We start from the raw sequence: 13,509 nt of genomic DNA, 5'->3' as shown, positions 1-13,509 counted from the left end.
CTGGATAGTCAGCCCGTCCGGCGTTTGAGGACAAAGGGGGGTCTGGGGGCGCAGCCCCCAGAAGGATGGGACGGGTAGGGGCGGCGGGGGCGAAAACCTTCCCACCTGCGCCTTCTCTCGCACCACGCGCCGTTGTCAGTGGGCTGCGCTAGCTTTCATCGTGTTGGGTCGCGATGGGGCGACGGAGACAGCCATGGGGTGGGTTGGCGATGGGTGACGGCACTGCTACCGCTACGACGGATCTCGATCTGCAGCTCGAACGACATCGCGTCGAGCTGACCGGCTACTGCTACCGCATGCTCGGCTCCTCCTTCGAGGCCGAGGACGCCGTGCAGGACACCATGGTCCGCGCCTGGCGGAGTTACGAGAAGTTCGAGGGGCGGTCCAGTCTGCGTTCTTGGCTGTATCGCATCGCCACAAATGTCTGCCTGGACATGCTCACCGCCGGCAACAAGCGCGCCCGCCCCATGGACCTCACCGACTCCACCCCCCTCGCCCGAGCCGCCCTCTCTCCCCGCCCGGACAACACCTGGCTGGAGCCGATGCCGGACGCCCGCGTACTGCCCACCGTCGAGGACCCGGCGGAGGCAGCCGTGGCCAAGGAGTCCGTCCGGCTCGCCTTCATGGCCGCCCTGCAGCAACTCCCCGCGAAACAACGGGCCGTGCTGATCCTCCGCGAAGTGCTGGCCTGGAAGGCGAGCGAGGTCGCCGAGCTGCTCGACACCTCTGTCGCGTCCGTCAACAGTGCCCTCCAGCGGGCCCGCGCCACCCTCGCCGAACGCGATCACAGCGGCGCCGACGCCGCCGTCTCCGACCCGCTCGACGAGGAGCAGCAGAAGCTCCTTGAGCGCTACGTCGCCGCGTTCGAGGGGTACGACATGACGGCCCTCACCGCGCTGCTGCACGAGGACGCCGTCATGACGATGCCGCCGTTCGACCTGTGGCTGACCGGGCCGGCGGACATCACGGGCTTCATGACGACCCTCGGCGCCGCCTGCGCGGGCTCGCACCTCGTGCCGGTCTCCGTCAACGGCCTGCCGGGCTTCGCCCAGTACAAGCCGGACGAGGAGACGGGCGGCTTCTCCCCCTGGGCGGTCCAGGTGCTGGAGATCTCAGACGGCCGGATCACCGGGTTCCACTGCTTCCTCGACACGAAGCGCTGGTTCCCGCTCTTCGGTCTCCCCTCCTCGTTCCCTCTCGACGTCGAAGGTGAGGCCGACCAGGTCCAGGAGGGCGAGTAGGGCCGGTACCGGGTCCCGGAGGCGGATCCGGCCTCCGGACCTGCGGGCCGTGAGCTGGAGGCGGGCCAGTAGTTCCACCGCGTCCAGGCCCGGTGGGCCCAGCCCCGCCACATCGCACACCACCACCCCGCTCCCGCCGGCCCCCAGCAGCGCCCGCACGTCCTCGCACAGCCCCGGCACCTCATCCCTGGTGACGGGGCCGGTCAGCACGAGTACAGCCGGTGTCATGGCATCCACGATCGGTAGACCGGGCAGCCACCCGTAACTCATCGCCCGCCTCTACTCCCGGCTGCCTCGCCCACCCGTTGAGATCGCTTTGACTCGCGCCCTTCCTCCCCCGGAGAGTGCGTGTATGCCCCACGAACCGGCCCCGCCCGCGATACCCCACGGCCTCCTTCCCTCCCCGCCCGCGAAGGAGGCTCCGTGCAGGGGGTGTTGACCGGGTTCGCGGTGATCGCCGTGGTCATCGGCGTCGGTTATGTCATCGGGCTGCGCGGCTACCTCGGGGACAACGGACGCGAGGTCCTGACCAAGCTCGCCTTCCACGTGGCGACTCCGGCCCTGCTGTTCACCACGCTCGCCAAGGCCGACCTGTCGGTGATCTTCTCCAGCCGGCTCCTGGTCACCGCGCTGAGCACGATCGCGGCGGCGAGTGTCTTCATCGCGGTGGGCGTCGTACGCCGCTGGGGCATCGGTCGTACGACGATCGGTGCCCTCTGCTCCAGCTACGTCAACTCCGGCAACCTCGGTATCCCGATCGCCGTGTATGTGCTGGGGGACGCCTCGCTCGTCGCACCGGTGCTGCTGTTCCAGCAGATCGTGGTCACGCCGATCGCGCTGACCGTCCTCGATCTCACGAGCACCGGTGAGAAGGGCCCGCTCTGGCGGCAGTTGATCACGCCGTTGCGCAATCCGATCGCCGTTGGTTCGCTCTCCGGGGTGCTGGTGTCGGCGACGGGGCTCACCGTCCCCGCACCGGTCATGGACCCGCTGACCCTGATCGGCAACATGTCCGTGCCTGCCGTGCTGCTGGCCTTCGGGATCTCGCTGTCCGGCAGCACCCTGCCGTTGCGCGGCTCCGAGCGGACTCCCGTACTGCTGTCGGTCGCCCTGAAGTCGGTCGGTCAGCCGTTGGCCGCCTGGGCGCTGGGCGCCGGTGTCTTCGGCCTGCACGGCGCGCCCCTGCTCGACGTGGTGGTGACCTCGGCGCTGCCCGCCGCCCAGAACCTGTTCACGTACGCGGGCCGCTACCGCGTGGCGGAGACCCTGGCCCGCGAGTCGATCCTGCTGTCGACGATCCTGGCCGTGCCGGTGCTGGTGGTCGTGGCCGCCCTGCTGGGCTGACCAACCAGAGCCTGGGAGAGGCCTCCCCCTCCCAGGCCGCACGCCTACCGGCTCAGGCGATCCGCTCCAGCACCACCGGCGCCGCCGCGAAGTCCGTCCCCGCCGCGCCGATGTCGTACGAGCCCTCGACCGCCTGGAGGGCGTACTCGAAGCGCTCCGGGGTGTCCGTGTGGAGGGTCAGCAGGGGCTGGCCCGCCGTGACCGTGTCGCCGGGCTTGGCGTGCAGCTCGACGCCCGCGCCCGCCTGCACCGGGTCCTCCTTGCGCGCACGCCCCGCACCGAGCCGCCAGGCGGCGACGCCGACGCCGTACGCGTCCAGGCGGGTCAGGACGCCCGAGGCCGGGGCCTTGATGACGTGCTGCTCCTTCGAGGTGGGCAGGGGGGCGTCCGGGTCGCCGCCCTGGGCCGCGATCATGCGGCGCCAGACGTCCATCGCCGAACCGTCGGCCAGCGCCTTCGCCGGGTCGGCGTCCTTCACACCGGCCGCGTCGAGCATCTCGCGGGCCAGGGCGAGCGTCAGTTCGACCACGTCGGATGGGCCGCCGCCTGCCAGGACCTCCACCGACTCCCGTACCTCCAGCGCGTTGCCCGCCGTCAGGCCGAGCGGAGTCGACATGTCGGTCAGCAACGCAACCGTCTTCACCCCGTGGTCCGTCCCCAACCCCACCATCGTGGACGCCAACTCCCGTGCGTCCTCGATCGTCTTCATGAAGGCGCCCGTGCCCACCTTCACGTCCAGGACCAGGGAGCCGGTGCCCTCCGCGATCTTCTTCGACATGATCGAGGACGCGATCAGCGGGATCGCCTCCACCGTGCCCGTCACGTCCCGCAGGGCGTACAGCTTCTTGTCGGCGGGGGCCAGACCGTCGCCCGCCGCGCAGATCACCGCACCTGTGGTGTCCAGGACGTGCAGCATCTCCTCGTTCGACAGCAGCGCGCGCCAGCCCGGGATCGACTCCAGCTTGTCCAGCGTGCCGCCCGTGTGGCCGAGGCCTCGTCCTGACAACTGCGGTACGGCCGCCCCGCACGCCGCCACCAGAGGGGCCAACGGCAAGGTGATCTTGTCGCCCACGCCTCCCGTGGAGTGCTTGTCGGCCGTCGGGCGAGACAGGGTGTCGAAGTTCATGCGCTCGCCGGACGCGATCATCGCCGCCGTCCAGCGGGCGATCTCGCGGCGGTTCATGCCGTTGAGGAGGATCGCCATGGCGAGCGCGGACATCTGCTCGTCGGCGACCTCGCCGCGCGTGTACGCGTCGATGACCCAGTCGATCTGCTCGTCACTGAGTTCGCCGCGGTCCCGCTTGGTGCGGATGACGGAGATGACGTCCATGGCCATGGCTTGGCTTCCTTCCGGTGGTTCCAGTAGTTCTGAGAACCGGTCGTTCTGCGAAACTGTGCGGCCCCCCGGAGTCCGCGTGACTGATCAACTCAGCCGACCAACTCCAGGGGGCCGTACGGGAGTTACTTGGTGAGATGGTCCGGGCCGAAGGCCTGGGGAAGCATCTCGGAGAGGGGCAGGATGCCCGCCGGGGTCTCCAGGAGCAGGGTCGCGCCCCCGAACTCGTACAGCAGTTGTCGGCAGCGACCGCACGGGACGAGGATGTCGCCCTTGCCGTCGACGCACGTGAAGTGCGTCAGCCGGCCGCCGCCGGTGAGCTGGAGCTCGGAGACCAGGCCGCACTCGGCGCACAGCCCGATCCCGTACGACGCGTTCTCGACGTTGCAGCCCGAGACCGTGCGGCCGTCGTCGACCAGGGCCGCGGCGCCGACCGGGTAGCCGGAGTAGGGGGCGTACGCCCGGGACATCGCGTCCCTCGCCACCGCCCGCAGCTTCTCCCAGTCGGCCCCGGAGGCGCTCACTTGCCCTGCCCCCTGCGGTACGGCATGCCGTCCGCCTTGGGCATCCGCAGGCGCTGCGCCGAGAAGGAGAGCACCAGCAGCGTCACGATGTACGGCGCCGCCGTCACCAGCTGACGCGGGACCTCGTTCGTGTCGGCGTACCAGAAGAACATCAGGGCCGAGATGACCGCGGTGATCGCGGCGGGCACGTACCGCTTCTTCCACACCAGGTAGGCCACGCCGACCACCAGCAGGATCGCGAGCAGCAGGATCAGCGCGTGCACGTTGGTCGTGCCGCCGCGCAGGTTGAGGCTGTCGGTGTAGCCGAACAGGCCCGCGCCGAGGGCGAGTCCGCCCGGCATCCAGTTGCCGAAGATCATCGCGGCGAGGCCGATGTAGCCGCGCCCGGCCGTCTGGCCGTCGAGGTACACGTTCGAGGCGACGATCGACAGGAACGCGCCGCCGAGACCGGCGAAGCCGCCCGAGATGATCACTGCCAGGTACTTGTACTTGTAGACATTGACGCCGAGCGACTCGGCCGCCACCGGGTTCTCGCCGCAGGAGCGCAGACGCAGACCGAAGGCGGTGCGCCACAGGACCCACCAGGTGCCGGGTACGAGGGCCACCGCGATGACCGTCAGCGGGGAGAGGTCGGTGACCAGACCGCCCAGGAGGCCCCCGATGTCGGAGATCAGGAACCAGTGTTTCTGGTTGAGCGTGTCCAGCCAGCTGGACAGCCCTGGGATGTCGAAGGTGCCGAGGGAGTCGATCGGCGGGGACTGCTTGGAGGAGCCGCCCTCGGCGTTCTCGAAGGTGAACTTGGAGAGGTAGCGGGCGGTGCCGAGGGCCAGGATGTTGATGGCCACACCGGAGACGATGTGGTTGACGTTGAAGGTCACCGTCGCGATGGCGTGCAGGACGGCGCCGAGGGCACCGCCGATGATGCCGAAGACGATGCCCGTCCACGGGCCCCACTGGTAGCCGGCCCAGGCACCGAACCAGGTGCCGAGGATCATCATGCCTTCGAGGCCGATGTTGACGACGCCCGCGCGCTCGGACCACAGACCACCGAGGCCCGCGAGGCCGATCGGGACGGCGAGGCGGAGGGCCGTGGACATCTGGCCGGTGGAGGTGATGCCGTCGGCGCCGGTGATCAGACGCACGATCGACGTCAGGACCAGCACGCCCGCGATGATCAGCAGGAGTACCGGGAGCGAGATCCGGCGGCTGCCCTTGCCGGGCTGCTGCGCCTGCGGCTTGGCGATGGTCTGGGTGCTCATCGGGCCGCCACCTCCTTCTGGGTGGAGTTGTTGTCGGCGGCGGCCGCTGCCAGTTCGGCGCCGACCTGACGCTGCTGGCGGCGCAGACCCCACTGACGTACGGCCTCGTACGAGATGACGACCGCGAAGACGATCAGGCCCTGCATGATGGTGGCGATCTCCTTCTCGTACGCCACCGGGGTCGCGTAGTCGAGAGCGGGGGACGCCTTGTCGAGGAAGGCCCACAGCAGCGCGGCGAACGCGATGCCGCCGGGGTTGTTGCGGCCGAGGAGGGCGATGCCGATGGCGGTGAAGCCGAGGCCCGCCGGGAAGCTCAGGCTGTAGGTGTGGACCTCGCCGAGCAGCAGCGGCAGGCCGGACATGCCCGCCACACCGCCGGAGATCAGCATCGAGATGAGGACCATGCGCTTGGCGTCGACGCCGGAGGCCGCGGCGGCCGACTCGGACTCACCGGTGGCCCGGAGGTCGAAGCCGAAGCGGGTGCGGTTGAGGACGAACCAGAACAGGATGCCGAGGAGGACGGCGAGGAAGACCAGGCCGTAGATCTCGCCGACGTCCGCGCCGAGGTCGATGCCCGGGAACCAGCCGGACTCCTTCATCACGCCGGTCGTGTTGTTGTTGCCGACCTGGACGCCCCAGTTGTCGGAGAGCATCAGCCAGCCGATGAGGCTGGTGGCGATCGCGTTGAGCATGATCGTCGCGACGACCTCGCTCACACCCCGGGTGACCTTCAGGATGCCCGCGATACCGGCCCAGAAGGCGCCGGTGAGCATGGCGACCAGGAGGAGGAGGGGGATCTGGAGGAAGGACGGGAGCGAGATGTTCGCGCCTACGGCGGCCGTCATCATCGCGCCGAGGCGGTACTGGCCGTCGACGCCGATGTTGAACAGGTTCATCCGGAAGCCGAGGGCGACCGCGAGGGCGGCGATGTAGTACATCGACGCCTGGTTGACGATGAGGACCTGGACGTCGGAGAACGACGCCTGCTCCAGCATCAGGGAGTACGGCTCGAACGGGTTGCGGCCCGAGGCGAGCAGCACCACCGAGGTCAGGGCGATCGCCGCGACGAGCGCGATGACCGGCCCGGCCACCGCCAGGAGCAGCCGCTCCTTGTCGAACTTCTTCATCGGGCCTCGTCCTCCCCGGACTCGACGTGCTCCAGGTGGCCGGTCGCGGCACCCGTCATGGCCGAGCCCAGCTCTTCCGGCGTGATGGTGGCCGGGTCGGCGTCGGCGACCAGCCTGCCGTTGTAGATGACGCGCAGGGTGTCCGACAGGCCGATCAGCTCGTCCAGGTCGGCGGAGATCAGCAGTACGGCCAGGCCTTCGCGGCGGGCCTCGCGGATCTGGTCCCAGATCTGTGCCTGGGCGCCGACGTCCACACCACGGGTGGGGTGGGCGGCGATCAGGAAGCGGGGCTTGTGGGTCATCTCGCGGCCGACGATCAGCTTCTGCTGGTTGCCGCCGGACAGCGAGGCGGCGGTGACGTCGATGCCGGGTGTGCGGACGTCGTACGCCTCGACGATGCGGCGGGTGTCCTCCTGGGCGCCCTTCGGGTCGAGCCAGAAGCCGCGCTTGCCCTTGCTGTTGGGCTTCTCGGTGACATGGCCGAGGATGCGGTTCTCCCACAGCGGGGCTTCGAGGAGCAGGCCGTGGCGGTGGCGGTCCTCGGGGATGTAGCCGATGCCGTGCTCGCGGCGCTTGCGGGTGGGCCAGGGGGTGATCTCGTCGCCTTCGAGGGCGATGGTGCCGGAGTCGGCGCTCTTGAGGCCGATGAGGGCTTCGATCAGCTCCGTCTGGCCGTTGCCCTCGACGCCGGCGATACCGAGAACCTCGCCCGCGTGGATGGTGAAGGAGACGTTGTCCACGGCGAGTTTCACCGTGCCGCCCTGCACCTCGGACATCAGCATGCCGGCCGATGTCTGGTTGCCGAGCTGGATCGTGCCCTTGTCGATGACGATGAGGTCGCGGACCTCGATCACCGGGCGGTCCGTCACCGTCGACTCGGCGGTCTCCGGCGTCGGCAGCTCGCTGCCCACCATCAGCTCGGCGAGCTGACGCGGGGTCGTGTCGGCGGGGACGGCCGTGCCGACCGTCGTACCGCGCCGGATGACGGTGATCTCGTCGGCGACCGACAGGACCTCGCCCAGCTTGTGGGAGATGAAGATGACGGCCAGGCCCTCGGACTTGAGTTCGCGCAGGTTCTCGAAGAGGGCGTCGACCTCCTGCGGCACGAGGACGGCGGTCGGCTCGTCGAGGATGAGGGTCCTGGCGCCGCGGTAGAGGACCTTGAGGATCTCGACGCGCTGGCGGTCGGCGACGCCGAGGTTCTCGACGAGGACCTCCGGGCGGACGTTCAGCCCGTAGCGGTCGGAGATCTCCTTGATCTTCCGGCGGGCGCCGCCGCCGATGCCGTGGAGCTTCTCGCTGCCCAGGACCACGTTCTCCAGGACGGTGAGGTTGTCCGCGAGCATGAAGTGCTGGTGGACCATGCCGATGCCGCGTGCGATGGCGTCGGCGGGCGAAGAGAAGGCCACCTGCTCACCGTCGACCTCGATGGTGCCCTCGTCCGGCTTCTGCATGCCGTAGAGGATCTTCATCAGGGTGGACTTGCCGGCCCCGTTCTCGCCGACGAGGGCGTGGACGGTGCCCTTCTTCACCGTGAGGTGGATGTCGTGGTTGGCAACGACACCGGGGAACCGCTTGGTGATGCCCGTCAGCTCGACCGCGGTAGTCGATTGCGCGGCGAGCGGAGGGCTGCTGGACGCGTCGATGGCGCACTCTCCTCTGGAAAGGGGCCTTTCTACGCGCGTAGCGCCCCTGCTTTAAATAGTGCCCGGACCCGACCGGACTTGATCATTTACCGATTGATCCGTACCGATCCGTTCCGAGCATTCTGCCGCGTGAACGGGGCGCGGATTGGTCATCCTCTCCGCGCCCCGTTCCATGGCCGTAACGCTGTTATTACAGCGCCTCGTGGACCACGCTCAAGTCCCCTGACGTCAGGAGGTCTTGACCTTGATCGAACCGTCCTTGATGCCGGCCTCCGCCTTCGCCAGCGCGGCCTGCAGGGTGGCGTTGTCCTTGAAGACCGGGTTGGAGTCGGCCAGGCCGACACCGCCCGAGGCGAGGTCCGCGCGGACGACACCGGTCTCCGGCTTGCCGTCCTTGACCGACTTGGCCAGGTTGTAGACGGCCCCGGCGACGTCCTTCATGGCCGAGGTCAGGATCGAGTCCTTGTACTTGGCCAGCGCGTCCTGCTTGTACTGGTCCGAGTCGACGCCGATCGCCCAGATCTTGTTCGCGGCGGCGGCCTTGATGACGCCCTGGCCGGAGAGACCGGCGGCGGCGTAGATGACGTCCGCCTTGTCGTCGATCATGCCCTCGGCCGCGTTCTCGCCCTTGTCGGGGCTGGAGAAGCCGCCCTCCTGCGCGGTCTCGGTCAGGTACTGCGACTTGACCGTGACGCCCTTCTTGGTGTCCTCGACGCCCTGCTTGTAGCCCGCCTCGAACTTGTGGATCAGCGGGATGTCCACACCGCCGACGAAGCCGACGACGTTCGTCTTGGTGGTGAGGGCGGCCGTGACACCGGCGAGGTAGGAGCCCTGCTCCTCGGTGAAGACCATGTCGGCGACGTTGTCGGCCTTGATCTGCTCGTCGTCGACGACACCGAAGGTCACCTTCGGGAACTTGGCGGCGACCTCCTTGACGGCGGGCGCGTAGGCGAAGCCGACGCCGATGACCGGGTTGTAGCCCTGCTTGGCGAGCTGCTCCAGGCGCTGGGCCTTGTCCGCGTCCGACTCGCCGTCCTGCGGCTCGACGGCGGTGCTCTTGTAGCCGAACTCCGCGTCGGCCTTGTCCATGCCGGCGGTCGCGGCGTCGTTGAAGGACTGGTCGCCCTTGCCGCCGACGTCGTAGGCGAGGGCGAGGCCCTTGCCGCTGTCGCTGCTGCTGGAGGACGACGAGGAGGAGGACGAGCTGCCACAGCCAGTGGCGATGACGGCGAGGGTGGCGGACGCGATACCCGCAACCGCGATTCGGGACAGCCGGCGCATGGGAAGGGACTCCTTTGTGCAAGCGCCATACCAGGCGCAGGTTCCGCCGCAGCGTAACGCGCGTAGACCAGACGGAAAACCCCAACTGTCCGGTCCGTTATCGAGCTGTGGCCGCAGTCGCGGCCCACATTACGGACAGGAACGTGCCCCTCGCGGGAGGCAAGGGGCGTATGTGCAGGAACGATGCCCGGCCGGGTGTATCAAGGGCTAGCGATACGGCGGTCCGCTGACCGAAGGTTGACCAAAGCCGACGGAAGGTTGACCGAGTACAGACACAGTCAAAACCAAGCCCGCCCTACGTTCTGGCCCATGCCCCCACAGCCACCCCCACCCCCCAGGGCCCCCGCCGCCCTTCCCGTGCTGCCGTACCGCAAGCCCACCAAGGGCCGCGACTACTGGGTCCTCGACGACGTCCTGCCCGATGTGGACGCCGTACGCGAGCGGTGTCTCGCCAAGGACGACTGGACCAAGGGTTACCCGTACACGTCGGAGAGCTGGCCCGGGCTGCGGGCCATGCCGGGCCTCGAACCCGCCGAGCTGGGGCGGATCGAGCGGCTGGTGCGACAGGCGACCGGTGCGAGGGAACTGTGGGTGCAGAAGACGCCCGGCGGCGGCACCCTCAACCACAACTGCGTCCAGGTGGTCGGCGAGGGCGAGAGCACGCCCCGCCCGCACACGGACTCACGGTCGCTGTGCCGGTACGCGGCCGTGCTCTACCTCAACCCTGGCGTCCCCAAGGACTGCGGGACCAGCTTCTTCCGCCAGTCCCTGCCCGGCGGCCGGCTCGGCGGCAACACGGTCCAGGCCCCGCACAACAGCCTGGTCGAGGCGCTGGGCACCCGGTTCGTGACCCCGGACGCGTTCGAGGAGGACGTACGGGTCCCCCACAGGTACAACCGTCTGCTCCTCTACAACGCCAACCTCGTGCACAGCGCGACCGGTTACTGCGGGACGACGCTGGAGGAGAAGCGGATGACAGCGGTCTTCTTCTGGATGGCGTGAGCGGCGCCAGTCCCCGACCTGTTCCTGTACGACGGACGGCGCCCCGGTCGCGTGGACCGGGGCGCCGTCTGTCGTCACTTGGTGTTGACAGTGACCTTGCCGTCGATGATGTCCTGCTTGGCCTTGTCGACCGCGGCCACGACGTCGGTCATCGCCTTGTACTTCGGGTTGCTGTCGGCGAACCCGACGCCGCCCGTCTTGAGGTCGGCGCGCTGGACGCCGGACAGCGGCTTGCCCTCGTACACGGACTTGGCGAGGTCGTAGACCGCGCCGCCGACGTTCTTCAGGGCCGAGCCGAGGATGTAGTCCTTGTACGCGGCGAGCGCCTGCTGGCTGTACTGGTCGGAGTCGACGCCGATCGCCCAGATCTTCTTGGCGGCGGCCTCGGAGATCACGCCCTGCCCGGACAGGCCGGCCGCGGCGTAGATCACGTCGGCCCCGGCCTCGATCTGGCCGCTCGCCGCGTCCTTGCCCTTGTCGGGGCTGGAGAAGCCGCCCTCCTGGGGCGTCTCGGTCAGGTACTGCGACTCGATCTTGACGCTGGGGTTGACGGACTTGGCGCCCTGGACGAAGCCGGCCTCGAACTTGTGGATGAGGGGGATGTCCACACCGCCGATGAAGCCGATGTGGTTCACCTTCGTCACCTTGGCGGCGGCGACACCGGCCAGGTAGGAGGCCTGCTCCTCGTGGAAGACCATGTCGGCGACGTTCTTCGCGACGACCGACTCGTCGTCGATGATGCCGAAGGTGGTGTCCGGGAACTTGGCGGAGACCTCCTTGACGGCGGCCCCGTAGATGAAGCCGACGCCTATCACCGGGTTGTAGCCGGCCTGGGCGAGCTGGGTGAGGCGCTGGACCTTGTCCGCGTCGGACTCGCCGTCCTGCGGCTCGATGTCCCGGCCGCCGATCTTGAACTCGGTGTTGGCCTTCTCGAAGCCGGCGTAGGCCGCGTCGTTGAAGGACTGGTCGCCCTTGCCGCCGATGTCGTAGGCGAGGCCGATGCCCTTGCCGGTGTACTTGCCGGACTCGTCGTCGGAGCTGCCCGAGCTGGTGCTGGACTCACCGCAGCCGACAGCCGTGAGGGCGATGACCGCGACGGTCACCGCAGCTTGTGAGAACCGAGTCCTCCGAGAAATAAGACGCACAGCAGGCACCCCTTCATCCCCACGGCACCGTCCCCGGCCCGCTTACCCAATACGCCACCTACGGCAGCGATTGCGGCGCACAGTAACGCGCGTAGAAAGGGAGGGGAACGGGGTTTCGAGAGGCCGTTATCGATTCGTGCCGAGGGGGGTTACGTTTGCCCACACACGGTTACACCGGAGTGAAACAAAGGGACGAAGGCGGACGGAAGGGATACCGGCCGGTGCGCCGCTCCGGGCGCCCGCAAGTACCCCTTCCCCGGCCGTTCCTAACCCTGCTCGATCAGCGCGGCGGCCGTGAACAGCTCCACGCCGACCGTGATCGCGTGCTCGTCGGCGTCGAAGTCGCCCTGGTGCAGATCGCGCACCCCGCGCTCCCCCGGGCTGCGCACGCCGAGCCGGGCCATCGCGCCGGGCACCTGCTCCAGATACCAGGAGAAGTCCTCGCCGCCGAGGCTCTGTTCGGTGGTCTCGATGGAGTGGGCGCCGCGCCGGGCGGTCATGGCGTCGCGCAACAGCTCGGTGATCACCGGGTCGTTGACGACGGGCGGCACCCCGCGCACGTAGTTGATCTCGGACTTGGCCCGGTGCAGGTTGGCGATCTCGTCGATGGCCGCGTGGACCAGGTCGGGCGCCTGGTGCCAGGCGTCGAGGTCGAGGCAGCGCACGGTCCCGGAGAGTTCGGCGTGCTGCGGGATCACGTTGCAGGCGTGCCCCGACTCGATCCGGCCCCAGGTCACGGCGAGCCCGCTGCGGGCGTCGACGCGCCGGGCGACCAGCGCGGGCACGTCGGTGACGACCCGGGCGGCGGCGGTGACGAGGTCGGTGGTGAGGTGGGGGCGCGCGGTGTGGCCGCCGGCGCCGTCGAGGGAGACCTCCAGGCGGTCGCAGGCCGAGGTGATGGGCCCGTGGCGCAGTCCGATGCGGCCGGCGTCGACCTTCGGGTCGCAGTGCACGGCGATGATCCGCCCGACCCCGTCGAGGACGCCGCAGTCGATGGCGTCGGTGGCGCCGCCGGGCAGGATCTCCTCGGCGGGTTGGAAGAGCAGCCGCACCGGCCGTGGCAGCCGGCCCTGTTTGTGCAGTTCGGCGAGCACGAGCCCGGCGCCGAGGACGACGGTCGTGTGGATGTCGTGGCCGCAGGCGTGGGCGCGGTCGGGCACGGTGGAGCGGTACGCGCACTCACTCTTCGTGTCCGGGATGGGCAGGGCGTCGATGTCGGCGCGCAGGGCCAGCATGGGCGGAACGGTTCCGCTGCCCGGTCCCTCGGGATCGGCACCCACGTCGCCGATGTCACAGATGAGCCCGGTTCCGATGGAGAGCACACGCGGCTTCAGGCCGGCCTTCTCAAGCCGTTCCTTGATCGCGGCGGTGGTGCGGAACTCCTGGTTGCCGAGCTCCGGGTGCATGTGCAAGTCACGCCGGAAGGCGACGAGTTCGGCGCGCAACGCGTCCGGCAGTGTGCCGGGGAGCGCGGCTTCCCCGGGGAGATCGGCCTCGGACTCTCGGGACATCAATTGGTTCACCCTTTGAAGGGTAGGACGCCCGGGCGGTCAACTGACCCACGATCAACAAAAGTTCAACCCGATAGGGGAAGAAAATCTGGC

General features: G+C 69.0%; 11 protein-coding genes and 1 pseudogene. 3 read left to right on the top strand and 9 right to left on the bottom strand.

Features of this window, described 5'->3' with window-relative positions:
- Positions 1 to 209: 209 nt before the first annotated feature.
- Positions 210 to 1,241, top strand: a complete 1,032-nt coding sequence (locus ACFYXF_RS44405) for a sigma-70 family RNA polymerase sigma factor (protein WP_389358632.1) — start codon at positions 210 to 212, stop codon at positions 1,239 to 1,241.
- Between the two features lie 30 nt (positions 1,242 to 1,271).
- On the opposite strand, the pseudogene ACFYXF_RS44400 reads toward ACFYXF_RS44405, so the two are convergent.
- Positions 1,272 to 1,469, bottom strand: a pseudogene (locus ACFYXF_RS44400) (STAS domain-containing protein); the annotation flags it as partial.
- 195 nt (positions 1,470 to 1,664) lie between these two features.
- On the opposite strand from ACFYXF_RS44400, the gene ACFYXF_RS44395 reads away from it, so the two are divergent.
- On the top strand, positions 1,665 to 2,585 hold the full coding sequence (locus tag ACFYXF_RS44395; RefSeq protein WP_389358630.1) for an AEC family transporter: 921 nt from the start codon (positions 1,665 to 1,667) through the stop codon (positions 2,583 to 2,585).
- 52 nt (positions 2,586 to 2,637) lie between these two features.
- Here ACFYXF_RS44395 and ACFYXF_RS44390 read toward each other — a convergent pair whose 3' ends face one another.
- The 6 genes from ACFYXF_RS44390 to ACFYXF_RS44365 all read right to left on the bottom strand — a co-directional run bounded on the left by ACFYXF_RS44390 (position 2,638) and on the right by ACFYXF_RS44365 (position 9,758).
- On the bottom strand, positions 2,638 to 3,921 hold the full coding sequence (locus ACFYXF_RS44390; protein ID WP_389358628.1) for a thymidine phosphorylase: 1,284 nt from the start codon (positions 3,919 to 3,921) through the stop codon (positions 2,638 to 2,640).
- Positions 3,922 to 4,046: 125 nt separating this feature from the next.
- Positions 4,047 to 4,445, bottom strand: coding sequence for a cytidine deaminase (locus tag ACFYXF_RS44385; protein ID WP_389358626.1), 399 nt, complete (start codon positions 4,443 to 4,445; stop codon positions 4,047 to 4,049).
- On the bottom strand, positions 4,442 to 5,704 hold the full coding sequence (locus ACFYXF_RS44380) for an ABC transporter permease (RefSeq protein ID WP_389358624.1): 1,263 nt from the start codon (positions 5,702 to 5,704) through the stop codon (positions 4,442 to 4,444). The genes ACFYXF_RS44385 and ACFYXF_RS44380 overlap by 4 nt, the downstream gene beginning before the upstream one ends.
- Positions 5,701 to 6,831 (bottom strand): ABC transporter permease, encoded by a 1,131-nt coding sequence (locus ACFYXF_RS44375; RefSeq protein WP_389358622.1) that lies wholly within the window; start codon positions 6,829 to 6,831, stop codon positions 5,701 to 5,703. Before ACFYXF_RS44375 ends, ACFYXF_RS44380 begins: the two co-directional genes overlap by 4 nt.
- A complete protein-coding gene (locus tag ACFYXF_RS44370; RefSeq protein ID WP_389358661.1) occupies positions 6,828 to 8,477 on the bottom strand; it encodes an ABC transporter ATP-binding protein in 1,650 nt (549 codons plus the stop codon). Before ACFYXF_RS44370 ends, ACFYXF_RS44375 begins: the two co-directional genes overlap by 4 nt.
- A 228-nt stretch (positions 8,478 to 8,705) precedes the next feature.
- Positions 8,706 to 9,758 carry a BMP family protein gene (locus ACFYXF_RS44365; RefSeq protein ID WP_389358620.1) on the bottom strand — a complete coding sequence of 351 codons (1,053 nt, stop codon included), beginning with the start codon at positions 9,756 to 9,758 and terminating at the stop codon, positions 8,706 to 8,708.
- 309 nt (positions 9,759 to 10,067) lie between these two features.
- Between ACFYXF_RS44365 and ACFYXF_RS44360 the strand changes: the two genes are divergently transcribed.
- Positions 10,068 to 10,760, top strand: coding sequence for a DUF6445 family protein (locus ACFYXF_RS44360; protein WP_389358618.1), 693 nt, complete (start codon positions 10,068 to 10,070; stop codon positions 10,758 to 10,760).
- Positions 10,761 to 10,834: 74 nt separating this feature from the next.
- Here the strand turns inward: ACFYXF_RS44360 and ACFYXF_RS44355 are convergent, their stop codons facing one another.
- Together ACFYXF_RS44355 and ACFYXF_RS44350 are read right to left on the bottom strand one after the other, a co-directional pair.
- Complete coding sequence (locus tag ACFYXF_RS44355; RefSeq protein WP_389358616.1) at positions 10,835 to 11,863, bottom strand: BMP family protein; 1,029 nt, start codon at positions 11,861 to 11,863, stop codon at positions 10,835 to 10,837.
- A gap of 308 nt (positions 11,864 to 12,171) precedes the next feature.
- Positions 12,172 to 13,416: a M20 family metallopeptidase gene (locus ACFYXF_RS44350; protein ID WP_389358614.1), complete on the bottom strand. Its 1,245-nt coding sequence runs from the start codon at positions 13,414 to 13,416 to the stop codon at positions 12,172 to 12,174.
- Positions 13,417 to 13,509: the final 93 nt, after the last annotated feature.

The sequence above is a fragment of the Streptomyces sp. NPDC002680 genome (assembly GCF_042889145.1).
GTDB classification, from domain to species: Bacteria; Actinomycetota; Actinomycetes; order Streptomycetales; family Streptomycetaceae; genus Streptomyces; species Streptomyces adonidis.
Note: the sequence above shows the minus strand (reverse complement) of the source record. Positions and strands in the feature narration are given on the sequence as shown.